A 24844-nucleotide genomic window follows, 5' to 3' on the forward strand; every position below is an offset into this window, starting at 1 on the left:
CTATATGCTCGATTTGTGCAACAGTGATGCGCCTATTATGCGGTATTTGTATCGATGGTGATGCAATAAACTGCGCTCATTCCATTAATCCACACCGATGAGCGTTATCTGATGAACAACACACTGCGTACCCTGACCCTGACCAGCCTCCTGATGACGGGATCCGCCCTGGCGGCCCCCCTGACCGTGACCGTCTACAACCCCGGCGAGAAGGCGATCTTCCCCGTCTCCTCTTCTCTGGTTACTGGCGACAAAGAAGCCATCCTGATCGATGCCCAGTTCGATGTGCAACATGGCCAGGCGCTGGTGGACATGATCAAGAAGAGCGGCAAGAAGCTGACCACTGTCTATATCAGTGCCGGTGACCCCGACTTCTACTTCGGTCTGGAACCCGTCATGGCGGCGTTCCCGGATGTCAAGGTGCTGGCCGACCAGCATGTGGTCGACCATATCAAGCAGACCAAGGATGCCAAGCTGAGCTACTGGGGCCCGATCCTGGGCAAGGATGCACCCAAGAGCCTGACCGTGCCGCAAGTGATGACGGCCAGCCACCTGACCCTGGATGGCGAGAAGATTGAAATCAAAGAGATGAACACCCCGAATGCCTACCTCTGGGCCCCTTCCATCAAGACGGCCTTTGGTGGTGTGCCGGTCTACAGCGGCGTGCACGTCTGGATGGCGGACAGCCAGTCCAAGGCCGCTCGCAGCAACTGGGTCAAGGCGCTGAACAATCTGCTGGCGCTGAAACCCGAGCGTGTGGTGCCGGGTCATTTCCTCGGGGAAGCACCCAAGGGTACCGAAGCCGTGACCTTCACCCGTGACTACGTGCAGCGCTTTGAGCAAGAGCTGGCCAAAGCAAAGCACTCCGGGCAACTGATTGAAGCGCTGAAGAAGGCTTACCCCTCCCTGCTGGTCGACGATGGCCTGGCCATCGGTGCCAAGGTCAATACCGGCGAGATGAAGTGGTAACTCCCTGACGCCTACATCCCTGTGTTTTTTTCCGGGCCCGAGGGCCCGGTTTTTTATCCAGCCTTGAAGTGAGAATGATGATGAACGAAGCGCAAACAACCCTCCATTATGTCTATGACCCCCTCTGTGGCTGGTGCTATGGCGCCGCCCCCCTGCTGAAAGCCGCTGCCGAGATCCCGGGCCTTCGCATCGAACTGCATGGGGGTGGCCTCTGGATGGGCGCCAGGCGCCAGGCCATGGGCCAGCCCCTGCGGGACTATGTGCGCCCCCATGACGAGCGCATCCACGCCCTCACCGGACAGCGCTTTGGTGAGCGCTACTTCAACGAGCTCCTGCTCAACGAGTCACTGCTCCTCGACTCCGAGCCGCCCATTCGCGCAGTGCTGGCGGTGAGCGAGCTTGGCGGCGACGGCCTTGCCTTGTTGCACCGCATCCAGGAGACCCACTACCGGGATGGGGAATGGGTCGGTTCCCCGACACGGCTGGCAGCGCTCGCGCGGGAGCAGGGGCTGACACCGGAGGCATTCGCCCTGGCCTTTGGTCGGGTCGATCTTGTGGGCCATCTGGCCACAAGCCAGGCGTGGCTGCGCCGGCTCGGCGGGCAGGGGTTCCCGACCCTGGGATTGATGCAAGGGGAGCGCGTCCTTGCGCTGCCTGTCTCCTCCTATCTGGGAGAGCCATCGGCGTTCGCGGATCACATTGCCTCCCTGATGGGGTGAGTCTCTCGCCCATCGCCTGCGGCTTGTCAAAGGAGAGGGAGAGGGCAGACCCGTCTGCGCGCCTCCCTTGTCCCCCGCACCGTTCTTGTGCATGCTATCGGCCTCATTGAACGGCAGGATGCAGTACCTATGAACCTTCGCGATCTCGAATATCTGGTAGCGCTGGAAGAGGAGAAACACTTTCGTAAGGCAGCGGAGCGCTGCTTTGTCAGCCAGCCGACCCTGAGTGGCCAGCTGCGCAAGCTGGAAGATGAACTGGGAGTGATCCTCATCGAGCGCACCTCCCGCAAGGTGCTGTTCACGCCCGCCGGCGATGCCATGGCCCGTCAGGCGCGCAAGGTGCTCAAAGAGGCGCGAGAGCTCAAGAGCATAGGCCAGCACTTCGCCGAGCCCATGTCCGGCGAGATCCACATCGGTTTCATTCCCACCGTGGGCCCCTATCTGCTGCCCCACATCATCCAGGATCTGCGTGAACACTTCCCCAAGCTGGAGTTCTACCTCTACGAAGATCAGACCCAGGTGCTGCTCAAGCGGCTGGAGGAGGGGGAGCTGGATTGCCTTGTGCTGGCGGAGCTGGAAGGGATGGAGGGGTTTGGCGCCATCCCCCTCTATCAGGAGCCCATGTGGCTGGCCGTCCCCCAGCATCACCCGGAGGCGAGCGCCAAGGCGGTGCCCCTGCACAATCTCAAGGGCAAGAAATTGCTGATGCTGGCCGACGGTCACTGCCTGCGGGATCAGGCGATGGGTTTCTGTTTTGCCGCAGGCATCGGTGAGGATCAGCGCTTCAAGGGCACCAGTCTGGAGACCTTGCGCAACATGGTCGCCGCCGGCAGCGGCATGACGCTGGTGCCCAGGCTCGCCGTGCCCGCCAACCCGGAGGAGGGGGGCGTCAGCTATCGCCCGGTGATCAACCCCGTGCCGGGGCGCACCATCTCCCTGCTCTATCGTCACTACTCGGTGCGCCGCCCCTGCTTCAATGAGCTGGCGGCCCGCATCTCGAGTCTGATGAAAGCCCTGCTGGACTGACGCAGCCCGCTCGTCATCCCGAAACAAAAACCGGCGCCTGGGCGCCGGTTTTGTTGTTTCCAGGGGGACCTAGAAGATGTCGTCGGTGGAGACGGGACCGTCTGTGGTCGCATCGTCACCGCCATACACCTGGTTGCCATCGGAGATCTGGCTCGCGTAGCGGGTGGGCTCTGTGCCCTCCTTGAAGAACTCCTCCGTGGTACTGCCATCGGCGCGATTGGTCAGCAGACCGGTTTCACGATCGATGCGGACCTGCATGATCCCTTCGGGGACCGGCATCTTGCGCTCGGGCACCTGTTGCAGAGCCGTCTTCATGAAGTCAATCCAGATGGGCTGGGCGGCACCGCCGCCAAACTCGGCCCGGCCCAGACCGCGCTGGTGGTTGTCAAAACCGATCCAGGAGGTGGCCACCAGATTCGGGGTATAGCCGGAGAACCAGGCATCCCGGGATTCGTTGGTGGTCCCCGTCTTGCCCGAGATGTCGTGACGCTTGAGGTCACGGGCTGCCCGCCAGCCGGTACCACGCCAGCCATTGCCACCCCAGATGGCGGTGGTCAGGGTGTCGGTGATGAGGAAGGCGCTCTGGGCACTGATGGTCTGCGGTGCCATGTTGTTGGGCACGACAGGATCGATGGGGCACTGGGCCTTCCAGTCTGCCGTGGTATTGGCATAGGCATCCGCGCTGTCGAGACCGGCTGCGGCCAGCACGCCGCAGTCGCGGCAGGCGGCGGCCGGGTTGGCCTCGAAGAGGGGAGTGCCGAAGCTGTCGGTCACTTCGGTGATGAAGTAGGGGGTGACCTGGAAGCCGCCATTGGCCAGCACCGAGTAGCCACGCACCACTTCCAGCGGGGTAAACTCCGCCGCACCCAGCGCCAGGGATTCATTGGCGGAAATGTGATCACGGGCGAAGCCGAAGCGGGTCAGGCCGTCGATATAGGTATCCAGCCCGATGGCGCGCATCAGCCGGACCGACATCACGTTCTTGGACTTGGCAAGGCCGAGGCGCAAGGTGGTCGGCCCTTCATAGATGGCGGGCGAGTTCTTGGGCTGCCACATGGGGCCCTTGGCAGGATCCCACTGGTTGATCGGTGCATCGTTGATGAGGGACGCCAGGGTATAGCCCTGCTCCAGCGCGGTGGCATAGAGGAAAGGCTTGATGTTGGAGCCGACCTGACGACGGGCCTGATCGACCCGGTTGAACTTGGAGAGCTCGAAGCTGAAGCCGCCGACCAGGGCCTCGATGGCGCCGTCTTGCGGGTTCATGGCCACCAGGGCGGCGTTGACGTCGGGGATCTGGGAGAGCAGCAACTCTTCCCCTTTCTCCCTGACCCAGATCTGGGCGCCGACTTTGAGCACATCCCGCGCCGATTTCGGGGCAAAGCCCTGGCGATCGTCGGTGATGAAGGCACGCGCCCACTTGATGCCATTCCAGCCCAGTTCGGCCTGTTTGCCATTCTTGAGCACCAGGGTGGCGCTCTTGTCGCCGAGCTGGGTGACCACGGCGGCCATCAGGGGCTGATAGGTCGGCTGCTTGGCCAGATGGGCCATGATCTGCTCGTAGTCCCAGGCCGTTTCACCGGCTTTCCACAGCAAGGCGGTCGGGCCACGGTAGCCGTGGCGGGTGTCGTAGTCGAAGACACCGTCCAGCAGCGCCTGATGGGCGGCGCGCTGACGCTTGGCGGTGACGGTGGTGTAGACATGCAGCCCCATGGTGTAGGCATCTTCACCAAACTGCTCCACCATCTTTTGGCGCACCATCTCGCTCAGATAGGGGGCGTTCAGCGTAGTTTCGGCACCGTGAAAACGGGCCTTGACCGGCATCTTGGAGGCTTCGTCATACTGGGCCTGGGTGATCTTGCCGGTTTCCAGCATGCGACCCAGTACCACGTTGCGGCGAGCGAAGGCGCGCTCCGGGGAGCGGATCGGGTTCAGCATGGAGGGGGCCTTGGGGAGACCCGCGATGATGGCGATCTCGTCCAGGGTCAGATCCTTGACCTCCTTGCCGAAGTAGACCTGGGCGGCCGCGCCGACCCCGAATGCCCGGTAGCCGAGGGGGATCTTGTTGAGATAGAGGGTGAGGATCTCGTCCTTGGAGAGGTTCTGCTCGATGCGCCAGGCGAGGAACACTTCCTTGATCTTGCGTACAAGAGTCTTCTCGTTGCTCAGGAAGAAGTTGCGGGCCACCTGCTGGGTAATGGTACTGGCGCCCTGACGCGCCTGGCCGGAGACGGCCCAGACGGTGGCGGCACGGATGATGCCGATGGGGTCTATGCCCGGGTGCTCATAGAAGCGGGCATCTTCGGTGGCGAGTACGGCATCGATCATGGACTGGGGAATTTCGTCCAGCCGCAGGGGGATGCGACGAATTTCGCCAAACTGGGAGATCAATTCCCCGTCCCGGCTGTAGACCTTCATGGGGGTAGCCAGTTTGACATCGCGCAGGGCGCTGACGTCCGGCAACTGGGGCTTGATGTAGAAGTAGATGCCGATGAGGCTGGCAACGCCCAGCACAGCACCCAGCATCATGACAATAAACAGGCGAACGAGCCATTTCAGCATGGAAGAACTACCAATCGTCTTAAAATTAGCCAACGGGCGCAGAGTATAGCCTTTTTACCCTCGCGGATTCGAGGTTTTCCTGTCCGCAAACAGGCGACCCCGAGAAGAGGCGGGAGGGTAGCACTCCAGGGCACAATTACCAAGGGGGCCGCAATCAAGGCCGAAAGGAGAGGGGCGTCAACTTTTGACACAAACTTTATGACATTGATAGATAGAGCATTATATTGAGTTAAGCCGTCACATCATGACGCGCTGTCCTACAATAAGTCCGAAAACCCAATAACGCATGGATGTGTATATGTTTGGGCTATTAAGTAAGGGATCCCTCGTCTCCATGGCGGGCATTGATTTTGGCAGTCAAACCATCAAGGCCGTCACCATCAGCGGACGTCCCGGCAAGGTGCACCTCGGTTCGGTTGCCGAGATCCCCATGCCAAGAGGAACGCTGGTCGACTATCAACTTCAGGACATTGAACGGGTCAGTCAGTCCCTCAAGTCGCTCAAGCGGCTCGTGCAAGGGGATTGCCAGAACGTGGCCACGGCCGTGACCGGTTCCAACGTCATCACCAAGATCATTCAGGTCGATACCAACATCAACGAGAGCGAGCTGGAGAACCAGGTTCACCTGGAGGCTGAGCAGCTCATCCCCTTTCCCCTTGATGAAGTGAGCCTGGATTTTGAAATCCTCGGCATGGCGGGCGACAACGGGCGTCAGGAGGTCCTGCTCAGTGCCGCGCGGACCGAGAGCGTCAGTGGCCGGGTCAGTGCCCTGACGGAGGCAGGCATGACGACCATGGTGGTGGATGTGGGGGCCCATGCGCTCGGACGCGCCGTGCTGGCTTGCCTGCCCGACCTGCAAACCTCGGAGAAACCGGTTGGCATCGTCGACATCGGTGCCAGCGCCCTGACTTTCGCCGCCCTGCTACGGGGCCAGGTCATCTATTCCCGGTTGCAGAATTTTGGTGGTGATCAATACAGCCAGGCATTGGCCTCTTTTTACAGCATGAGTATGGAAGAGGCGGAACTGGCCAAGCTCCAGGGCTCCTTGCCTGCGGATCATGAGGTGGATGTCCTATTGCCTCACCTCAGCACCCTGGTGTTGCAGATACGGCGCAACGTGCAGCTGTTTTGCAGCTCTTCGGGGAACAAGGAGCTCTCCAGGCTGGTGCTGACCGGAGGGGGTAGCCTGCTGCCGGGGCTGGCCGGACAAATCGGCAGCGAGCTCAACTGCGAGGTGCTGCATCCCGATCCCTTTGCACTCTTTGGCAAGCCGCAGGGAGAGGGGGGGCTGACTCATGGGGCCAAGTACATGACGGCGCTCGGGCTGGCACTGAGGAGCTTCACACCATGTCAAATATAAACCTTCTGCCCTGGCGGCAGGCTCGGGCGCAGCGTCAGAAGAAACAATTCGGTATCCTGTTCGGTCTGTTCCTGGCGGGGACGGCAGCCATCGCCTTTGCCGCAGACTGGCTGGTGCAGCAGCAGATCGGTTACCAGCAACAGCGCAATCAGCGGTTGCAGCAGGAGATGGCAACCCTGGACACCCAGCTTGGGGAGATCAGGCTTCTCAAGGAGCGGCGCAAGGAGTTGATTGACCGCATGCAACTCATCGAGCAGTTGCAGATGCGCCGCAACATCCCTGTGCGTCTGTTCAATCAGCTGCCGGTGCTGGTCCCCAATGGGGTGTATCTTGATAGCCTTGCCTTGCAAAACAACAAGATAGACGTGAAGGGAAAGACCGAAGCCTATGGCAGGGTTGCCAGCATGATGCGCCGAATCGACGGTTCCGGCTGGCTGACACAATCCCAGCTCAGCACCATTTTCACGGCCGAGGTGGCCCCCATCGCCCTGAGCCAGTTCTCCATGATGTTCCAGATTGCCACGGCGCTACCCAACGTGGCTAAGGGGCAAAAATGAACCTGCAACAACTCAACGACCTGGATCTCAATGACATTGCCCGCTGGCCGCCGATCGCCAAGGGCATCTTTGTCTTCTTCTGTTGTGCTCTGCTTGGCGGGGCACTCTATTACTACGTGATTGCCAATTCCCTGGCGGCCCTGGGTCGTGAAGCCGCAAAAGAGACCGAGCTCAAGGGACAATTCGAGAGCAAGGCCATGCTGGCCGCGAACCTGGAAGCATACAGAAAGCAGATGGTCCAGCTGGAACATCTGGTCGACACCCAGCTCAAGCAGCTGCCCAACACCCACGAAGTCGCCGGTTTGCTGGATGACATCAGCTTCATTGCCACCGATAACGGTTTGACATTGAACAGGATCAACTGGGAGCCAGAGGTGAAACACGAGTTCTCCACCGAGCTGCCCATGCGCATCGAGGTCGTGGGCACCTATCACGAACTTGGCAAGTTCACGGCGGACATGGCTGCTTTGCCGCGCATCGTGATCCTGGATTCTTTCCAGCTCAGCCAGGGGAAGGGGGGTGAGCTGATCGGTATGTCCATGCAGGCCAAGACCTACAAGTACAACGGCAAAACCGTGGAGAAAAAGCCATGAGCATGAGAGCGGGCGTACTTCTCTTGTCGGCGCTGCTGTTGACGGCCTGTGGGGGACAGGAGGACATGGATGAGTATGTCAAACAGACCAAGGCCAGAAAGCCGGTACCGATCGAACCTTTGCCGGAGATAAAGCCCTTCTCTCCCATGGTCTATCAACGCAGCGATCAGCGCAGTCCGTTCATTGCACCCCAGCCGGAAACCAGTTCCAGGCTGGACGCCAAGGCCAAGCCGGACTGTGCCCAGATAGTGGCCAATCGGGAAAAGGAGGTGCTGGAACGCTACTCGCTTGCCAGCCTGAGCATGAAAGGTTCCATCGGCAAGCAGGGGCAGTTGTGGGCATTGATCAAAACCCCGGACGGGCAAGCCGTGCGCGTCGGGCTCAATCAGCACATGGGGCTGGATCAGGGCAGGGTCATCAAGATAACGAACACGCATGTTGACTTGATGGAGACGGTACCGGATGGCAAAGGATGCTGGGTCACCCGAGAAACCCAGCTGGCCATGGCCAATCTCGACGCAAAACTATGATCAGGGATGAGCAGAGATGAGAACAACAATAAGAAGGATGACCGGTGTGGCGCTGCTGTGGCTGGGCGGATGCACTCAGGTGTGGGCAGTACCCGCGTTGCAGGAGGTCAAGGTGAATCCCCTGCTGGCCGATCAACTCCTGCTGGAGCTCAGCTTCAGCGAACCGGTCAGCGGTTTTACGGACAGGTTGACCTATGAACCCAATCAGCTTCTGCTGCACGTACCCGGGGCTATCGGTGCCCTGACGGTCAATCCCCTGCCCATCAAGCAGCAAGGGGTGAACAACCTCCTGGTGGAGGGGAAGGGGCAGGGGCTCGACATCAAGATCGCCCTCGATCAGCTCACCCCCTATCAGGTCCATCAGCAGGGCAATAAATTGCTGGTGGCGCTGGGAGACAAGGCCGGGCAGCCGGTCGCTTCCTCGGCGGCGCCTGTTGCAGCCAGCCAGTCTGCGCTCGTCAGAAGCCAGCCGGTGACTCAGTCTGCGCTGATTGACACCCAGCGAGTTGCCCAGAACCAGTCCCAGTATCAGGCTCAGCCGGCCATGGCTTCTACGCCTACTGTGGCTCCTTCGCCCGTTGCCCCCGGCAAGCCGGTGTTGTCCGTGTCTCAGGCAAACATGGGGGGCGCCTACTTCAACTCGGTCAAGGGAGTGGATTTTCGCCGTGGCAAGGAGGGGCAGGGGGAGTTCCTCGTGACGCTGGACAACAGTTCGGCGGCGGTGGATGTCAGCAGCCGTGGTCAGAAAGTGCTGGCCAAGTTCCACGGTACCCGGGTACCTGATGATCAGCTCAACCTCATCAATGTGCAGGACTTTGCTACCCCGGTCTCCCAGGTGGAGGTGTTCCGCCAGGGCAATGACACCCTGTTCGAGCTCTCGGTGAACGGCCAGTTTGACTACCGTTACGATCAGGCCGACAAGATGTTCATCATCGAGGTGAAAAAACGGGTGGCCACCACGGCGGCGAAGCAGTACCAAGGCAAGCCCATCTCATTGAACTTCCAGGACATTCCTGTTCGTACCGTGTTGCAGATCATCGCCGATTTCAACAATCTGAACCTGGTGACCACGGACTCGGTTTCCGGCAACATCACGCTGCGTCTCGATGGCGTGCCCTGGGAGCAGGCGCTGGACATCATCCTCAAGGTCAGAGGGCTGGACAAACGGCTGGACAACAACATCCTGCTGGTGGCGCCGGCGGACGAGATTGCCGCTCGCGAGAAACAGCAGATGGAGAGCCGCAACCAGGTGGCGGATCTCGCACCCCTCTATACCGAGTATCTGCAGATCAACTATGCCAAGGCATCGGAAGTGGCGGCCCTGCTCTCCTCCGAGAGTACCAAGCTGCTCTCCCCCAGAGGGGCGGTCAGCGTGGATGAACGTACCAACGTGCTGGTGGTCAAGGACACTGCGGATGTCATCAGCAACGTCAAGCGGATGCTGGATATCCTCGATATCCCGGTCAAGCAGGTGGTGATCGAGGCGCGCATGGTGACCATTGATGATGGTTTCGATGAGGCACTGGGGGTGCGCTGGGGGGTGACCAAGACAGACGGTCATGGCAACGGCACCTCGGGCACCATAGAGGGTAATGATGGCGCCGGAAACAATGATGGCAGTTCCACCATCACTCGCCCCAACGTAGAAGACAGACTCAACGTCAACCTGCCGGTGACCAACGCGGCCGGCACCCTGGCGTTCCAGGTTGCACGTCTTGCCAATGGTACCCTGCTGGATCTTGAACTCTCTGCTCTGGAAAAGGAGAGCAAGGCCGAGATCATCGCCAGTCCGCGAGTCACCACGGCCAACCAGAAGCCGGCCCTGATCGAGCAGGGGACCGAGATCCCCTATGTGGAGTCCTCTTCCAGCGGGGCGACCTCGGTCACCTTCAAGAAGGCGGTACTGAGCCTCAAGGTCACGCCGCAGATCACCCCGGACAACAGGGTGATCCTGGACTTGACCGTGACTCAGGATACCAAGGGTGAAACCGTGCCGACCGGGACCGGGGATGCGGTGTCCATCAACGCCCAGTCCATCACCACCCAGGTGTTGGTCAACAACGGTGAAACTCTGGTGCTTGGCGGCATCTATCAACAGACCATCAAGAGCGATGTCAGCAAGGTGCCGCTGCTGGGGGATATCCCCGGGTTGGGCTATCTGTTCAAGAAAACCACCAGTGAAAACAAGAAGCGTGAACTGCTGATCTTCGTGACCCCGAGGATAGTGACCGACGCCCTCTGAAAACTTTACTTGTGAGAGTAAAACACATATAACCTTACGCCCCGATGAGGCTGGGGCGTAAGGGCTGCGGTTGCCAGTCCTGATTTCTACTGAGATAATCCCCCTCCTGATCCAACGCAAGATAAGGTTCATAGGTACCCCGGTCGAGTGTTTACCGGGGCCATACAGTTTGTAATTACTAACGAAAAGACATGGCTGAGAAACGCAATATTTTCCTGATAGGTCCCATGGGTGCGGGCAAGAGCACCATAGGTAGACATCTGGCAGAACAACTGCACATGGAGTTTTTCGACTCAGATCATGAGATTGAGCGCCGCAGTGGTGCCGATATCGGCTGGGTGTTCGATGTTGAAGGCGAAGAAGGCTTCCGGATCCGCGAAGAGAAGGTGATCGGTGAGCTCGCCGAACAGCAGGGTATCGTGCTGGCAACGGGTGGCGGTGCCATCAAGAGCCGTGAAACCCGCAACAAACTCTCCGCACGCGGCATCGTGGTCTACCTCGAAACCACCATTGAAAAGCAATTGGCGCGAACCCAGAGAGACAAGCGTCGTCCCTTGCTGCAAACCGAAGAGCCGCCCCGTGAAGTGCTTGAGCGTCTTGCGCAAGAGCGCAACGCCCTGTACGAAGAGGTTGCCGATTTTGTCATCCAGACGGATGACCAGAGTGCCAAAGTTGTCGCTAATCAAATCGTCAAGTTGATTGGTATGTAATTCATTAGAGGACGTCCATGGAAAGGTTGAAGGTCGAACTGGGTGAACGCAGCTACCCGATAGAGATAGCTGCAGGTCTGCTGCAACGCCCCGAGGTACTGGCGCAGACGATCAAGGGCAAGCGGGTCATGATTGTGACCAATACCGTGGTCGCGCCCCTGTATCTTGAACAGATCATTCAGTTGCTGTCCGGTTTTCAGGTGGAACACCTGATCCTGCCCGATGGCGAGGCCTACAAAACCCTGGCGACCTTCGAGCGGATCATGTCTGCTCTGCTGGAAACCAGCCATGGCCGTGATACCACTCTGATCGCTCTGGGGGGCGGTGTGATAGGTGATGTTGTCGGCTTTGCTGCGGCAAGCTACCAACGAGGCATTCCGTTTATTCAGGTGCCTACCACGCTGCTCTCCCAGGTTGACTCTTCCGTCGGCGGCAAAACCGCCGTCAACCATCCCCTCGGCAAGAACATGGTGGGTGCCTTCTATCAGCCCAAGCATGTGATCATCGATACCGACTGCCTCAAGACCCTGCCTGCCCGGGAATTTGCCGCCGGCATGGCCGAGGTGATCAAATACGGCATCATCTGGGATGCCGCCTTCTTCTCCTGGCTTGAAACCAACATGACCCGCCTGCAGCGCCTCGACGGTGATGCACTCTCCTATGCCATTCGCCGCTGCTGCGAGATCAAGGCCGATGTGGTCGGTCAGGACGAGACCGAGCACGGCGTGCGCGCCTTGCTGAACCTGGGACATACCTTCGGCCATGCCATCGAGGCGGAGAAGGGTTACGGCAACTGGCTGCACGGTGAAGCCGTGGCGGCGGGAACCATGCTGGCGGCCGAGACGGCCCTGGCCCGTGGCGACATGACGGCGCAAGAGGTGGCACGAGTCCGCGATCTGCTGTTGGCCGCCGATTTGCCGGTCAAGGCACCGTCCGATATGGATTTTGCCGCTTTCATTCGCCATATGCGCCGTGACAAGAAGGTGCTGGAAGGCAAACTGAGGCTGGTGCTGCCGATCGGGATCGGACAGGCCCAGGTCGTGGCCGATGTGACAGACGAGCAATTGATGGCGGTGATCGAGTCTGGTCGTGACCACTAATAAATTGCTCAAGCTGCCTTCTCAGCGGCAGTTGGTTGACCGGCTGCTGCACCTGATCGAGTTCAACCACCCCTTTGTTTTTCTCTCCGGCAAGCCAGGCAGTGGCCGTGGCACCCTGTGCGAGTCGCTGCTTGCCCAACTGCCCGATGCGGTGCGGGTGGCCAGCCTCATCGGCAGCCCGTCCATGAAGATGGCGGATGTGCGCCAGTTGCTGCTGCAGCAGGTGGTGGCACGTCCCCTGTTCAACGCGCAGGATGCCCTGGCTGACAGCTTCTTTCGCATGGTGGGTGACAAGCCTGCCAAACTGCTGCTCATCATCGAACGTGCCGATACCTTGCCTGCCGAGCTGGTGGGGGAGTTGTGGGCGCTCTGTCGTCACAACGATACCCTGGCATCTCCTCATAAACTGGCCATCCTGCTCTCGGGTGATGACGCCTGGTGTCGCAACCAGAAGGCGCTCCTCAAGGGACGGGCCATGCCAGCCCTCGAGCTGGAAGTCGCGCCACTGAGCGCTCCTGAGCAACGTATCTTCTTGTATGAGAAGGCCAAAGAGCTCAAGATCCCGACAGCCCTCTTGCCCAAGCCGAAAGTGGAAGAGATCCTGAATGGGGCGGGCGGACATCCGTCAGCCATCATGCAGTTACTGGAGGATACCATGACCGACAGAAGGCCCAAGAAACGTCAGGCCGAGTTGCCCGTCAAGAAGATAGCGATCGTGCTTGCCCTGGTGGCGGGCGGGTTGCTGGCCCTGAGCTATCTGCCCCTGTTCGACAGTGCAGGCCAGGACCCCGCCCAGGCTCCGTCCCAGGGGATGGCGTTGCCCGATCCCGTCTCAAGCGATCCTGTGAACGTCGGTGCGGCGAGCGGGGCTTTGGGTACTCAGGCGAACAGTGGCGCCGCTGCCATCCCGTCAGGGAATCAGGTTGCCCGCGATTGGCAGTCCGATGCCAAGCCCTTGCCCAAGAAGGTCGAGAGCGAGACGGTCACCACGGAGTCAACCAACTATGAGGGGCGCCGGGTCGTCATCTCCGACGAAGTGGTCGAGAAATTGATGAACCAGCCGAACGTCAGCGGCGCCTTGCCCACGGCCGTGGTGGATGAGCTGGTGGGGAGCGGTTCCCGTGCGGTCCCGACCGGAACGACGGCCCAGGTCAAGAATCCGGCCCCGAGCCGTGTCCCGGCCCGGACAGAGGCTCAACCGGCCAGTGGCGCGCAGACAGCGCCGGTCGCGGCCCCAGCGGCCAAGGTGGCGTTGACGCCGGTGGCGACTCTCAACAAGAAGCCGAAGAATCACTACAGCATCCAGTTGATGGGGGCGAGCAACACCAAGGCGGTAGACAGCTTTGTGGCCGAGCATGGCTTGGCGGGCAAGGTGTGGGTCTACAAGACCCGCTTCCGTGGCAGTCCCTGGTATGTAGTGGTGCAGGGAGACTACGCCAACAGTGCCCAGGCCAAGGCGGCCATTCGCAAGCTGTCGCCTGCCTTGCTCAAGGGACAACCCTGGCCCAAGTCATTCGCCCAGATACAAAAAGAATTGAAGCAATAGCCAGCCACCCGAGGAAGGGGGTAGAATCACCCCCCTTTTTTGGGCATAGCCTTGTCAACACCGGACTTCCATGAAAAAAACACGCGCGTTTTTAAAATGGGCCGGGGGAAAATACTCCCTGGTCGAAGAGATCGCCGAGCGTTTGCCGGCCGGGCGTGTGTTGCTGGAGCCCTTCGTCGGGGCGGGATCCGTGTTTCTCAACACGGATTACGACGCCTATGTGCTCAACGACATCAATCCGGATCTCATTGGCCTCTACAACCACCTCAAGCAGCAGCCGGACAGCTTCATCAGCGAGGCCCGCAAGCTGTTCGTGGCCGAGCACAACCACAAGACCGCCTATTATCGGCTCCGTACCCAGTTCAACCAGACCGCGGCCGGTTTTGAACGGGCTCAGTTGTTCCTGTTTTTGAATCGCCATGGTTTCAACGGCTTGTGCCGTTACAACAAGAAGGGGGGGTTCAACGTTCCCTTCGGTTCCTACAAGAAGCCCTACTTCCCGGAGAAAGAGCTGTGGGCGTTTGCCGAGAAGGCGCAGAAGGCGACGTTCATCTGCGAAAGCTATGCCGACGCCATGGCCCGTGCAGAGGAAGACTGGGTGATCTACTGCGATCCGCCCTATGCCCCCCTCTCCACCACGGCGAGTTTTACCACCTATTCGGCAGGCGGTTTCACCCTGGACGATCAGGCGCTGCTGGCCAGGCTGGCTCGCCACACCGCCGCCCATAAAGGGGTGCCCGTGCTCATCAGCAACCATGACATCGAGTTGACCCGCGAACTCTATCGCGGCGCCCGGCTCGACGAAATCCTGGTCAAGCGCACCATCAGCCGCAACGGCGGTGGTCGCAACAAGGTGGCCGAGCTGCTGGCGCTCTATCCGCCCGGCATCGAGCCCGAACAGGGCTATTATCCCGGTGAGGCGGAGCTGGTTGCCGTCGGCTGAGTGAACAACGGTCCCTGAGGGGGCCGTTGTCATTTCTGATGCTGCCGCTGGCATTCCGTGAGCCGCGCCTGGCATCGTGTGCCGGCCATGGTGCCGGAGCGGCGTGTTCTGTAGATGCGGGTCGTTTTCATCGCCCTTTTGCGATAAAATTGCGCCGTTTTTTCTGCCACGCTGCCAATGGATGACGCTGATGAAAGACTTTCTGATTGCCCCCTCTATCCTCTCCGCCGACTTTGCCCGTCTGGGTGAGGATGTGGCCAAGGTGCTGGCCGCCGGGGCCGACGTGGTCCATTTCGATGTGATGGACAACCATTATGTCCCCAACCTGACCATAGGCCCCATGGTCTGTCAGGCGCTGCGCGATTACGGCATCGAAGCGCTCATCGACGTGCACCTGATGGTCAAGCCGGTGGATCGCATCGTGCCTGATTTTGCCAAGGCCGGTGCCAGCCTGATCACCTTCCACCCGGAAGCCTCCGATCACGTGGATCGCACCCTGGGCCTCATCAAGGAGCAGGGTTGCCAGGCTGGTCTGGTGCTGAACCCCGCGACCCCGCTCACCTGCCTGGAGTACGTGATGGACAAGCTGGACGTGATCCTGCTGATGTCGGTCAACCCGGGCTTTGGCGGTCAAAGCTTCATCCCCGGCACCCTCGACAAGCTGCGCCAGGTGCGCCGCCTGATCGACGAGAGCGGCCGCGACATTCGCCTGGAAATCGATGGCGGGGTCAAGGTCGACAACATTCGCGAGATTGCCGAGGCGGGTGCCGACATGTTCGTGGCGGGCTCTGCCATCTTCGGCAAGCCGGATTACAAGGCAGTGATCGACCAGATGCGCGCGGAGCTTGCCCATGTCCGTCGCTGATCGCCCCTTTGACCTGGTGCTGTTCGATCTGGATGGCACCCTGATTGACAGCGCCCCGCAACTGGCGCTGGCGGTCAACCGTACCCTGGCGGAGCTGGGGTTGGCCGAGGCCGACGAGTCCGTGGTGCGTACCTGGGTCGGCAACGGCGCCGACAAGCTGATCCAGCGGGCTCTCGATTACCGCGACGCCCCGGAGCAGTTTGCCAAGGCCCGCCCCCTGTTCGACCGTCACTATCAGGCCTGTCTGCTGGAAGGCCTGGGGATGTATGAAGGGGTCGAGCAGAGCCTGCGTCGCCTGCAACGGCTCGGCTATCGCCAGGCCGTGGTGACCAACAAACCCAGTCACTTCGTGCAACCCATTCTGGAGGCCCTCGGCATCAGCGACTGTTTCGCACTCTGGCTCGGGGGCAACTGCGTACCCGTCAAGAAACCGAGCCCGGAGCCGCTGTTGCACGCCTGCCACGAGCTGGGTGTCAGCCCGTCCCGCACCTTGATGGTGGGGGATTCCGAAAATGACGTGCTGGCCGCCCAGGCCGCCGGCATGAAGGTGGTGGGGCTCACCTATGGCTACAACTATGGCCGTCCTATCGCAGACTCCCGCCCCGACTGGGTTTGCGAGCAGTTTGCCGAACTCGACGCCCTGCTGGTCTGATCCAGACCGGGCTGGCGGATAACAAGGATTACTACTCTGATGACTAAACCAATCGTATTGAGCGGTGCCCAACCCTCGGGCCAGCTGACCATCGGCAACTACATGGGCGCCCTGCGTCAGTGGGTCAGCATGCAGGATGACTTCGACTGCCTCTATTGCATCGTCGATCTGCACGCCATCACCACCCGCCAGGATCCGGCCGCCTTGCGCAAGGCGTGCCTCGACGCAGCCGCCCTCTATCTGGCGGTGGGCATCGACCCGGCCAAGAGCACCGTCTTCATCCAGTCCCACGTGCCCCAGCACGCCGAGCTCGGCTGGATCCTGAACTGCTACACCCAGATGGGCGAGCTGTCGCGCATGACCCAGTTCAAGGACAAGTCCGCCCGTTTCGAGAACAACGTCAACGTCGGCCTGTTCGGTTATCCGGTGCTGATGGCGGCCGACATTCTGCTTTATCAGGCCAATCAGGTGCCGGTTGGCAATGACCAGAAGCAGCATCTGGAGCTGACCCGCGACATCTGCACCCGCTTCAACAACCTCTATGGCGAAGTCTTCACCCTGCCGGAACCCTTCATTCCGACCGAAGGGGCCCGGGTGATGAGCCTGCAGGACCCGACCAAGAAGATGTCCAAGTCCGACGACAACGAGGCCAACTTCATCGGCTTGCTGGAAGATCCCAAGCAGATCGTCAAGAAGATCAAGCGGGCGATGACCGACTCCGACGAGCCGGCCGTGGTGCGTTTTGATCCCGAAAACAAGCCGGGGGTCTCCAATCTGCTGACCCTGATGTCCGGTGTGACCGGCCGCTCCATCCCGGAGCTGGAGCAGCACTTCGAAGGCAAGATGTACGGCCACCTCAAGAGTGAAACGGCCGATGCCGTGGTCGCCTTGCTGGAACCCATCCAGGCGCGCTTCCGCGAGCTGCGTCAGGATGAGGCCCATCTGCAGGCCATTTTGGCGGCTGGCGCACAAAAGGCGCGTGAAAGGGCTGAAAAAACCCTGATCAGCGTATATGATGTCGTCGGCTTCGTTCCTCGAGCCTGACATACTGGGAAGGTGTAGTAGAAGAGAGCTGGGTGGATGCCTGGCTTTCTTTGTTTTACACCTTCCGGTTTGTCGCAACCTCCCCAATGTCAAACACGGGCTTTGCCCCAAGAGAAAGCATGTCTGTCGAATCACAAACCCTGAGTGAAGAGTTGGGTGACAAGGGTCACTGGCTGCGCAAGTTTCGCAAGGCCAAGAGCCTCAATACCTTGCAGTTGATGGTCTCCAACGCCATCGACAAGCACCACAAGACCCCGGCCATCGCGGCTGCCATCTATCTGGCCGAGTGCCAGCGGGAACGGGAACTGGAACAGGGCCGCTATCTGGACCGCTGAGGTCCGTTGCCTGCCCTTGCCAAGGTGACTCCTTCCCATCTGCCTGTCACGTCCTGTGCCCTTTTCCCGGTCGCCTCCCGTCTCTTTTACCTTGCCATCCTGACATGGAGCGGCTGATGCTGCCCGGTCGGGGACAGGCCCACCGCCGGGTGGGGTCGATAGGCCCGGATCGCCATTGAAGAGCGAACAGACTGCACAGCAGGTGATGTGATCGCCGGTTTATTAACGCAAAGAGACATGCCAGAATGCGCGGCGTTTGTCTGCCCGCGCTCGCAACGGGTTGTCCGATCACCGTCTCTGTCTTATTCCCAGGGTTTTTGCATGCTGCTACTCATCGACAACTACGACTCCTTTACCTGGAACCTGGTGCAATACTTCGGCGCTCTGGGGCAAGAGGTGGTGGTCAGGCGCAACGATGAGCTGAGCCTGGAGGAGATAGCCCGGCTTGCCCCCCGTCATCTGGTGATCTCTCCCGGCCCCTGCACGCCAAACGAGGCGGGCATCTCTTTGGCCGCCATCTCCCGTTTTGCCGGCGAGATCCCCATCCTCGGCGTCTGTCTCGGCCATCAGTCCCTGGCACAGGCCTTTGGTGCCCGGGTGGTGCGTGCCCGTCAGGTGATGCACGGCAAGACATCTCTCATCCGTCACAAAGGGGAGGGGGTGTTCAAGGGGCTCAACAACCCGCTGCGGGTGACCCGCTATCATTCTCTGGTGGTGGAGGCGGCGTCGCTGCCCGACTGTTTCGAGGTCACCGCATGGAGCGAACATGCCGACGGCAGCCAGGACGAGATCATGGGGCTGCGGCATAAAACACTGGCGCTGGAGGGAGTGCAGTTCCATCCGGAAAGCATCTTGAGCGAACAGGGGCACCAGTTGCTGGCCAACTTTTTGGCCGTTTCCTGAAAAAATTGCGATGTTTGTCTCAAAACCGTCATGAGGCAAAAAAAAATTTCCCTGAGACTTTATTCACCCTCCTCCCTGTCCAAATTATCTCTTGCCAACACCCCCTGAGCCGTTATGCAATGCGGTTGCCTAAAATCTCAAAGGCAATCGAACATTGTTCCTTATAGGCGGTTAAGTTACAGACTTTTTACTTTTTTTCTGTGATAATTCCGCCACGTTTACACGGATTTAACTTTTGGGCGGTGGATTATTCTGCCGCGAGATAGCAGGAGAGCAATATGTCAGAGTTGTTGGCAGTGACACGTGAAGTGTTTGATGAAGTGATGGTTCCCAACTATGCGCCGGCCAAAATCATCCCGGTGCGCGGCGAGGGGTCACGTGTCTGGGATCAGGAAGGCCGCGAGTATGTGGATTTCGCGGGCGGGATCGCGGTCAATGGCCTGGGCCATTGCCATCCCAAACTGGTCGAGGCCCTGAAATCCCAGGGTGAGAAGCTGTGGCACCTCTCCAACGTGATGACCAACGAGCCGGCCCTGCGCCTGGCCAAGAAACTGGTCGCCGCCACCTTCGCCGAGAAGGTCTATTTCTGCAACTCCGGCGCCGAAGCGAACGAAGCGGCCCTCAAGCTGGCCCGCCGCTACGCCATCGAGAAGTTCGGGGCCCACAAGACCCAGATCATCGCCTTCCACCAGGGCTTCCACGGCCGTACCTTCTTTACCGTCAGCGTCGGCGGCCAGGCTGCCTACTCCGATGGCTTCGGTCCCAAGCCTGCCGACATCACCCACGTCGCCTACAACAACCTGGAGGAGCTGGCTGCCGTCATCTCCGACAACACCTGCGCCGTGGTGATGGAGCCGCTGCAGGGCGAGGGTGGCATCATCAGCCCCACCGACGAGTTTGCCAAGGGGGTGCGCGAGCTGTGCGACAAGCACAACGCCCTGCTGGTTTATGACGAGGTGCAATCCGGTGTCGGTCGTACCGGCGAGCTGTTTGCCTACATGGGTCTGGGCATCACCCCGGACATCCTCACCAGCGCCAAGGCGCTGGGCGGTGGCTTCCCCATCGGCGCCATGCTGACCACCACCGAGATCGCCTCCCACCTGAAAGTGGGCACTCACGGCTCCACCTACGGCGGCAACCCGCTGGCGTGTGCCGTGGCAGAGGCGGTGATCGACGTGGTCAACACCCCGGCAGTGCTGAGCGGCATCAAGCAGCGCGAGCTGCTGTTCCGCGAAGGGCTGGAAGCCATCAACGCCAAGTACCACTGCTTCAGCGAAGTGCGCGGCAAGGGCCTGCTGCTGGGCGCCGTGCTCAACGATGACTTCAAGGGCCGCTCCCGCGACTTCCTGCTGGCCTCCATCGATCAGGGCCTGATGGCGCTGGTTGCCGGTACCAACGTGGTGCGTTTTGCCCCCTCCCTGGTGATCCCGGAAGCGGACATCAAGGAAGGGCTGGCCCGGTTCGAGAAAGCGGTCGCTCAGGTGGTCAACGCCTGATCCAAATTGAGGTGGGGAGCCCTCCCGGCAGGAGCCGGGACCCCACCTGTCGTCAATGAAAGGGAGTTGTCATTTATGTTGGTTATCCGTCCTATCGAGCAGCGCGACTTCGCCGGTCTCAAGACCTGTGCCATCGAATCCGGCACCGGCATGACATCCTTGCCGGTCAACGACGAGCTGCTGCAACGCAAGATCGATGCCTCGACCCAGACCTTCCTGGACAAGCCCGCCGGCAAGGGCGAGTGCCTCTATTTCTTCGTGGCCGAGGATCTGGAGACAGGGGAGATGGTTGGTACCTGCGCCATCGACGCGGCGGTCGGCCTGTCCCAGGCGTTCTACAACTATCACATCGGCAAGGTGGTGCACTCCTCTCCCAAGCTCGGCATCTACAATGTCGTGGAAACCCTCACCCTCTCCAACGACTACACCGGCAATTCCGAGCTCTGCACCCTGTTTCTGCGTGAATGCGCCCGCGAGGGGCTCAACGGCCGTCTGCTCTCCAAGCACCGTTTCCTGTTCATGGCCGAACACCCCGAGCTGTTTGACAGTACCGTCTTTGCCGAGATGCGTGGTGTCTCCGATGGCAACGGCCACAGCCCCTTCTACGAGTGGCTGCAAAAACATTTCTTCTCGATGGATTTTCCCACCGTCGACTATCTCACCGGTATCGGCAAGAAGCGCTTCATCGCCGAGCTGATGCCCAAGTACCCCATCTACGTCAATCTGCTGAGCAACGAGGCGCGCGCCGTCATCGGCAAGACCCACGAAAAGACCCGGCCTGCCCTCAAGATGCTGCAGGATGAGGGGTTCGTGAATCGCGGTTATGTCGACATCTTCGACGCCGGCCCCACCGTCGAATGCGAGGTGAAGAACATTCGCAGCGTGCGCCGCAGCCAGAAGCTGGCGGTGCTGGTGGGTGAGCCCATCGGTGGCCATACCTACCTCATCTGCAACACCAGGTTCGAGCAATACCGCGCCTGCTACGGCAACATCCGGGTCGATCTGGACAAGCACGAAGCCATCATTCCGCCCAAGATGGCGGCCGCCCTCAAGGTGGAAAATGGCGACATGGTGCGCGTCGTCGATCTGGATTGACCCGCCCCGCAGCACAGCATTGAGACAGGCTGCCGAGGCGGCCTGCGTACCCACAGGGAGTGAATTGATGATGTCTTTAGTCCAGTTTATCGATGGCCAGTGGCTGGCCGGTGAAGGCAAGCCGTTCGAATCCATCGACCCGGCCAAAAACGAGGTGATCTGGCGTGGTGAGGCGGCAAGCCAGTCCCAGGTGGATGCGGCCGTCAAGGCGGCCCGCACGGCCTTCTACCATTGGTCCGATCTGGCCCTTGAAGAGCGCCTTGCCATCGTGCGCCGCTATGCCGACCTGCTCGGCGAGCACAAGGAGGCGCTGGCCCTGACCATCGCCCGTGAAACCGGCAAACCGCTGTGGGAGACCCGCACCGAAGTGGCGGCCATGCAGGGCAAGATTGCCATCTCCATCCGTGCCCATGACGAGCGCACCGGCACGGTGGAAAACCCCATGCCGGGCGCCAAGGCGTTCGTGCGCCACAAGCCCCATGGCGTCGTGGCCGTGTTCGGCCCCTACAACTTCCCGGGCCACCTGCCCAACGGCCACATTGTGCCTGCGCTCATCGCCGGCAATGCGGTCGTGTTCAAGCCTTCCGAGCTGACCCCCATGGTGGCTGAAGCCATGGTCAAGGTGTGGCAGGAGGCGGGGCTGCCCGAGGGGGTGCTCAACCTGGTGCAGGGGGAGGTCGACACCGGCAAGGCGCTGGCCGGCAATCCGGACATCGACGGCCTCTTCTTCACCGGCTCCTCCCGTACCGGCCACTTCCTGCATCAGCAATTTGCCGGCCAGCCGGGCAAGATCCTGGCACTGGAGATGGGTGGCAACAACCCGCTGATCGTGAAAGATGTGAGCGACATCGACGGCGCCGTTCATGCCATCGTGCAATCCGCCTTCATTACCTCCGGCCAGCGCTGCACCTGCTCGCGCCGTCTGTTTGTCGAGCGCGGCGAGCGGGGCGATGCCCTGGTCAAGCGCCTGGTGGAGGTGGTCGGCCAGATCAAGGTCGGCCTCTATGACGCCGCCGAGCAGCCGTTCATGGGCGCCATGATCAGCGAGAAGGCCGCACTCGGCATGGTCGAGGCGCAAGCCAACCTGCAGCGCCTCGGTGGTGAAAGCCTGCTTGCCCTCAAGCACCTGGAAGCGGGCACCGGCTTTGTCTCCCCGGGCATCATAGACGTGACCGCGGTCAGTGCGCTGCCGGATGAAGAGTACTTCGGCCCGCTGCTGCAGCTCATTCGCTACGACGACTTCGATGTGGCCATCGAGAAGGCGAACGCCACCAGTTTCGGTCTCTCGGCCGGTCTGCTCGGTGACAACGAAGCGGACTGGAACCACTTTTTCAAGCGGATCCGTGCCGGTATCGTCAACTGGAACAAGCCCATCACCGGCGCCTCCAGTGCCGCCCCCTTCGGCGGCATCGGTGCCTCCGGCAACCACAGGGCGAGCGCCTACTACGCCGCCGACTACTGTGCTTACCCGGTCGCCTCCGTCGAAGACAGCAAGGCTGCTATGCCGGATCAACTGTCTCCCGGTCTGACCTTCTGATAACAAGAAAATAAAAGAGGGGCACTGAACAGGTGCCCCTGTCTGTACCCGCAATCAAAGGAAAGAGAGATGCAAAAGGATATCGACACCCTGTTTGGCCATCTGTGGGACAACTACATTCAGGTCACCCCCAGTGCTCATAAGGTTCATCAACTGCTGGGCGGCGGTGCCCCCATCATCAACGATCACGTGGCGTTTCGGACCTACAACCTGCCCAAGCTCGGTCTCGAGAAACTGGCGGCCCACTTCCGCGCCCTGGGGTATGAAGAGAAGGGCGAGTATGTATTCAAGGCCAAGAAGCTCTATGCCAAACACTTCGAGCATAAAGATCCTGATGCACCCAAGGTGTTCATCAGCGAGCTGAAGGTGGAAGAGCTCTCCGAAGTTGCCCAGGCCATCATCCACAAGCTGGTGGATCAGGTACCCGATCACCTCACCGACACCCCGGCCTTCCTCTACGCCGGCGCGCCCTGGCAGGTCTCCCACACCGACTACCAGACCCTGCTGGCAGAGAGCGAGTATGCCGCCTGGATGGCCGCCTGGGGTTATCGTGCCAACCACTTCACCGTCAACATCAACCGCCTGAAGGACTTCGACACCATCCAGCAGGTGAATGCGGCGCTCAAGGCGGCAGGCTTCGTGCTTAACACCGTTGGCGGCGAGGTGAAGGGCGATCCCGAGGTGATGCTGGAGCAATCCTCCACCATGGCAGACAAGGCCGAGGTGCCCTTCAGCGACGGCGTGCGCACCATCCCGAGCTGCTTCTACGAGTTTGCCCTGCGCTACCCGCAGGCCGACGGCGTGCTCTACCCTGGCTTCGTCGAAGCGTCGGCCGACAAGATCTTCGAATCCACCAACGCCATGTAATGGCCGCCATGAAAACAACGCCCCGCCTGGGGCGTTTTTTATAGATTTACGCCGACCTGACACCCTCTTTACCTCCCCTTGACCCATCAGTTCGCGGCGATTCGCTAGCATGATGCCGCCCGCTGCCGTGGGCCATCGCCGCACCATGCCGGTGTATGCCACCCGTTTTGGAGTCATGCCATGAAGATTGTTCTGCCTTTGCTGTTTTCCCTCACTACTCTGACCGCCGCAGCGGGCGATCAGGGCAGCCGTACCCCGCCCAAGCCTCCGCACGAGCTGTCGGCCGAGATGAAAGCGGCGTTTGAGAGCTGCAAGGAGCATGGCAAACCGGGGGAGTCGGAATTTGACAACTGCATGTCAGATCTGGGATTTGAGCGGCCGGACGGCCCGGCACCGGCAGGTGGGAAGGAGGGGGAGAATGAGGCCGAGTAAGCTGGTGCGGGCCCGTCGGTTAGGATGGGCCCGCACCGCTCACATCCGTTGCAGTGCCCCTTCGGTGGCCAGCAAGGTGGTCATGCCGGCGGCCTTGCCCGCCTGAATGCCTATCCGGGTGTCTTCAAACACCAGGCAGTTGGCGGGGTTGGCGCCGAGCAGCTCGGCCACTCTCAGGAAGGTGTCGGGGTGAGGCTTGTGGTTGGTCACGTCGTCGGCGCTCACCAGCACGGGAATGAAGGCATCGAGGCCGGTCTGACGCAGGATGTGCGCCGCATGTTCCCGGGTTGAGCCGGTGCCTATGCCCATGGGCACCTTGCCGTGGTACTGCCTGACCAGCTCCCACATGGCGGGAAACACCCGGACGTCGTCGATCCGTGCCAGGTAGAGGGCCACCTTGCGCCGGGCAAAGGCTTCCACGTCGATGGTCAGCCCGTGCTGTTCTGCCAGCATGGTCACTATCTTGCGGGTGGGGATGCCGCCGTACTCGTTGAGCTGTGCCCGATCAAACGGCAGACCGAACTCGGCACTGGTGATTTCCCAGGCATCCAGGTGCAGAGGCATGGAGTCCACCAGGGTGCCATCCATGTCGAAGATCAGGGCGTCGTACTCGTCGAATCGGGGCTGTTCACTCTGGTGATGATCGCAGGGGGATGACTGGGGCATGGGGGGCGTCCTCTTCGGCAAAGATTCACCCTAGCAGATCCGGCTCGCAGATGTCGCGACCTTCATCATGGTTGGCAGTGGTTTTGACCATCGGCTAA

The 24844-nt window shown here is 60.6% G+C and carries 24 protein-coding genes; 22 read left to right on the plus strand and 2 right to left on the minus strand.

The genetic code is table 11. From position 1 onward, the window contains the following. Positions 1–111 precede the first annotated feature (111 nt). The 3 genes from AB5Y53_RS16730 (at position 112) to oxyR (ending at position 2714) form a co-directional block, all read left to right on the plus strand. A complete protein-coding gene (locus AB5Y53_RS16730) occupies positions 112–969 on the plus strand; it encodes a Vmh family MBL fold metallo-hydrolase (protein WP_368182626.1) in 858 nt (285 codons plus the stop codon). A gap of 74 nt (positions 970–1043) precedes the next feature. Next, entirely contained in the window at positions 1044–1688 is a 645-nt protein-coding gene (locus tag AB5Y53_RS16735; RefSeq protein ID WP_368182628.1) for a DsbA family protein, read from the plus strand. A gap of 129 nt (positions 1689–1817) precedes the next feature. Next, a complete protein-coding gene (gene oxyR, locus AB5Y53_RS16740) occupies positions 1818–2714 on the plus strand; it encodes a DNA-binding transcriptional regulator OxyR (RefSeq protein ID WP_368182630.1) in 897 nt (298 codons plus the stop codon). 69 nt (positions 2715–2783) lie between these two features. On the opposite strand, the gene AB5Y53_RS16745 is transcribed toward oxyR, so the two are convergent. Next, positions 2784–5273, minus strand: coding sequence for a penicillin-binding protein 1A (locus AB5Y53_RS16745; RefSeq protein WP_010673818.1), 2490 nt, complete (start codon positions 5271–5273; stop codon positions 2784–2786). Positions 5274–5571: 298 nt separating this feature from the next. Here AB5Y53_RS16745 and tapM point away from each other — a divergent pair, with 298 nt between their 5' ends. The 19 genes from tapM to AB5Y53_RS16840 all read left to right on the plus strand — a co-directional run bounded on the left by tapM (position 5572) and on the right by AB5Y53_RS16840 (position 24080). Then, a complete protein-coding gene (gene tapM, locus AB5Y53_RS16750; RefSeq protein ID WP_041212565.1) occupies positions 5572–6633 on the plus strand; it encodes a PilM family type IVa pilus assembly protein TapM in 1062 nt (353 codons plus the stop codon). Continuing rightward, complete coding sequence (tapN, locus tag AB5Y53_RS16755; protein WP_039039579.1) at positions 6621–7190, plus strand: PilN family type IV pilus biogenesis protein TapN; 570 nt, start codon at positions 6621–6623, stop codon at positions 7188–7190. Before tapM ends, tapN begins: the two co-directional genes overlap by 13 nt. Further along, positions 7187–7783: a PilO family type IV pilus biogenesis protein TapO gene (gene tapO, locus AB5Y53_RS16760; protein WP_041212566.1), complete on the plus strand. Its 597-nt coding sequence runs from the start codon at positions 7187–7189 to the stop codon at positions 7781–7783. The genes tapN and tapO overlap by 4 nt, the downstream gene beginning before the upstream one ends. Before the next feature lie 2 nt (positions 7784–7785). Then, positions 7786–8313, plus strand: coding sequence for a pilus assembly protein PilP (locus tag AB5Y53_RS16765; protein WP_039039609.1), 528 nt, complete (start codon positions 7786–7788; stop codon positions 8311–8313). A 16-nt stretch (positions 8314–8329) separates the two neighbouring features. Beyond that, a complete protein-coding gene (locus AB5Y53_RS16770; protein WP_052814886.1) occupies positions 8330–10555 on the plus strand; it encodes a type IV pilus secretin PilQ in 2226 nt (741 codons plus the stop codon). Between the two features lie 191 nt (positions 10556–10746). After that, positions 10747–11265, plus strand: a complete 519-nt coding sequence (aroK, locus tag AB5Y53_RS16775) for a shikimate kinase AroK (protein WP_010673824.1) — start codon at positions 10747–10749, stop codon at positions 11263–11265. 17 nt (positions 11266–11282) lie between these two features. After that, on the plus strand, positions 11283–12365 hold the full coding sequence (aroB, locus tag AB5Y53_RS16780; RefSeq protein WP_039039582.1) for a 3-dehydroquinate synthase: 1083 nt from the start codon (positions 11283–11285) through the stop codon (positions 12363–12365). After that, on the plus strand, positions 12355–13911 hold the full coding sequence (locus AB5Y53_RS16785; protein WP_368182633.1) for an SPOR domain-containing protein: 1557 nt from the start codon (positions 12355–12357) through the stop codon (positions 13909–13911). Before aroB ends, AB5Y53_RS16785 begins: the two co-directional genes overlap by 11 nt. A 70-nt stretch (positions 13912–13981) precedes the next feature. Next, positions 13982–14854: a Dam family site-specific DNA-(adenine-N6)-methyltransferase gene (locus AB5Y53_RS16790; RefSeq protein WP_029314124.1), complete on the plus strand. Its 873-nt coding sequence runs from the start codon at positions 13982–13984 to the stop codon at positions 14852–14854. A 190-nt stretch (positions 14855–15044) separates the two neighbouring features. Beyond that, the gene (rpe, locus tag AB5Y53_RS16795; RefSeq protein WP_010673828.1) at positions 15045–15719 is read left to right on the plus strand and encodes a ribulose-phosphate 3-epimerase; all 675 of its coding nucleotides are present in this window, start codon (positions 15045–15047) and stop codon (positions 15717–15719) included. Next, entirely contained in the window at positions 15706–16371 is a 666-nt protein-coding gene (locus AB5Y53_RS16800; RefSeq protein WP_041215624.1) for a phosphoglycolate phosphatase, read from the plus strand. Before rpe ends, AB5Y53_RS16800 begins: the two co-directional genes overlap by 14 nt. 39 nt (positions 16372–16410) lie before the next feature. After that, positions 16411–17415, plus strand: a complete 1005-nt coding sequence (trpS, locus tag AB5Y53_RS16805) for a tryptophan--tRNA ligase (RefSeq protein ID WP_010673830.1) — start codon at positions 16411–16413, stop codon at positions 17413–17415. A 119-nt stretch (positions 17416–17534) separates the two neighbouring features. Further along, positions 17535–17750: a hypothetical protein gene (locus AB5Y53_RS16810; RefSeq protein ID WP_010673831.1), complete on the plus strand. Its 216-nt coding sequence runs from the start codon at positions 17535–17537 to the stop codon at positions 17748–17750. Between the two features lie 321 nt (positions 17751–18071). Continuing rightward, positions 18072–18653 (plus strand): aminodeoxychorismate synthase component II, encoded by a 582-nt coding sequence (locus tag AB5Y53_RS16815; protein WP_041215622.1) that lies wholly within the window; start codon positions 18072–18074, stop codon positions 18651–18653. Positions 18654–18931: 278 nt separating this feature from the next. Continuing rightward, positions 18932–20149: an aspartate aminotransferase family protein gene (locus tag AB5Y53_RS16820; RefSeq protein WP_279989853.1), complete on the plus strand. Its 1218-nt coding sequence runs from the start codon at positions 18932–18934 to the stop codon at positions 20147–20149. 75 nt (positions 20150–20224) lie between these two features. Then, positions 20225–21244 (plus strand): arginine N-succinyltransferase, encoded by a 1020-nt coding sequence (astA, locus tag AB5Y53_RS16825; RefSeq protein ID WP_039039587.1) that lies wholly within the window; start codon positions 20225–20227, stop codon positions 21242–21244. Positions 21245–21311: 67 nt separating this feature from the next. After that, positions 21312–22781 (plus strand): succinylglutamate-semialdehyde dehydrogenase, encoded by a 1470-nt coding sequence (gene astD, locus AB5Y53_RS16830; protein ID WP_368182635.1) that lies wholly within the window; start codon positions 21312–21314, stop codon positions 22779–22781. A gap of 69 nt (positions 22782–22850) precedes the next feature. Then, positions 22851–23648 (plus strand): DUF1338 domain-containing protein, encoded by a 798-nt coding sequence (locus AB5Y53_RS16835; protein WP_103259708.1) that lies wholly within the window; start codon positions 22851–22853, stop codon positions 23646–23648. Between the two features lie 180 nt (positions 23649–23828). Further along, complete coding sequence (locus tag AB5Y53_RS16840) at positions 23829–24080, plus strand: hypothetical protein (RefSeq protein ID WP_039039590.1); 252 nt, start codon at positions 23829–23831, stop codon at positions 24078–24080. 39 nt (positions 24081–24119) lie between these two features. On the opposite strand, the gene AB5Y53_RS16845 is transcribed toward AB5Y53_RS16840, so the two are convergent. After that, positions 24120–24746, minus strand: a complete 627-nt coding sequence (locus AB5Y53_RS16845; RefSeq protein WP_368182637.1) for an HAD family hydrolase — start codon at positions 24744–24746, stop codon at positions 24120–24122. Between the last annotated feature and the right edge of the window lie 98 nt (positions 24747–24844).

The organism is Aeromonas sp. R7-5 (genome assembly GCF_040908015.1).
In the GTDB taxonomy this organism is placed as follows: Bacteria; Pseudomonadota; Gammaproteobacteria; order Enterobacterales; family Aeromonadaceae; genus Aeromonas; species Aeromonas caviae.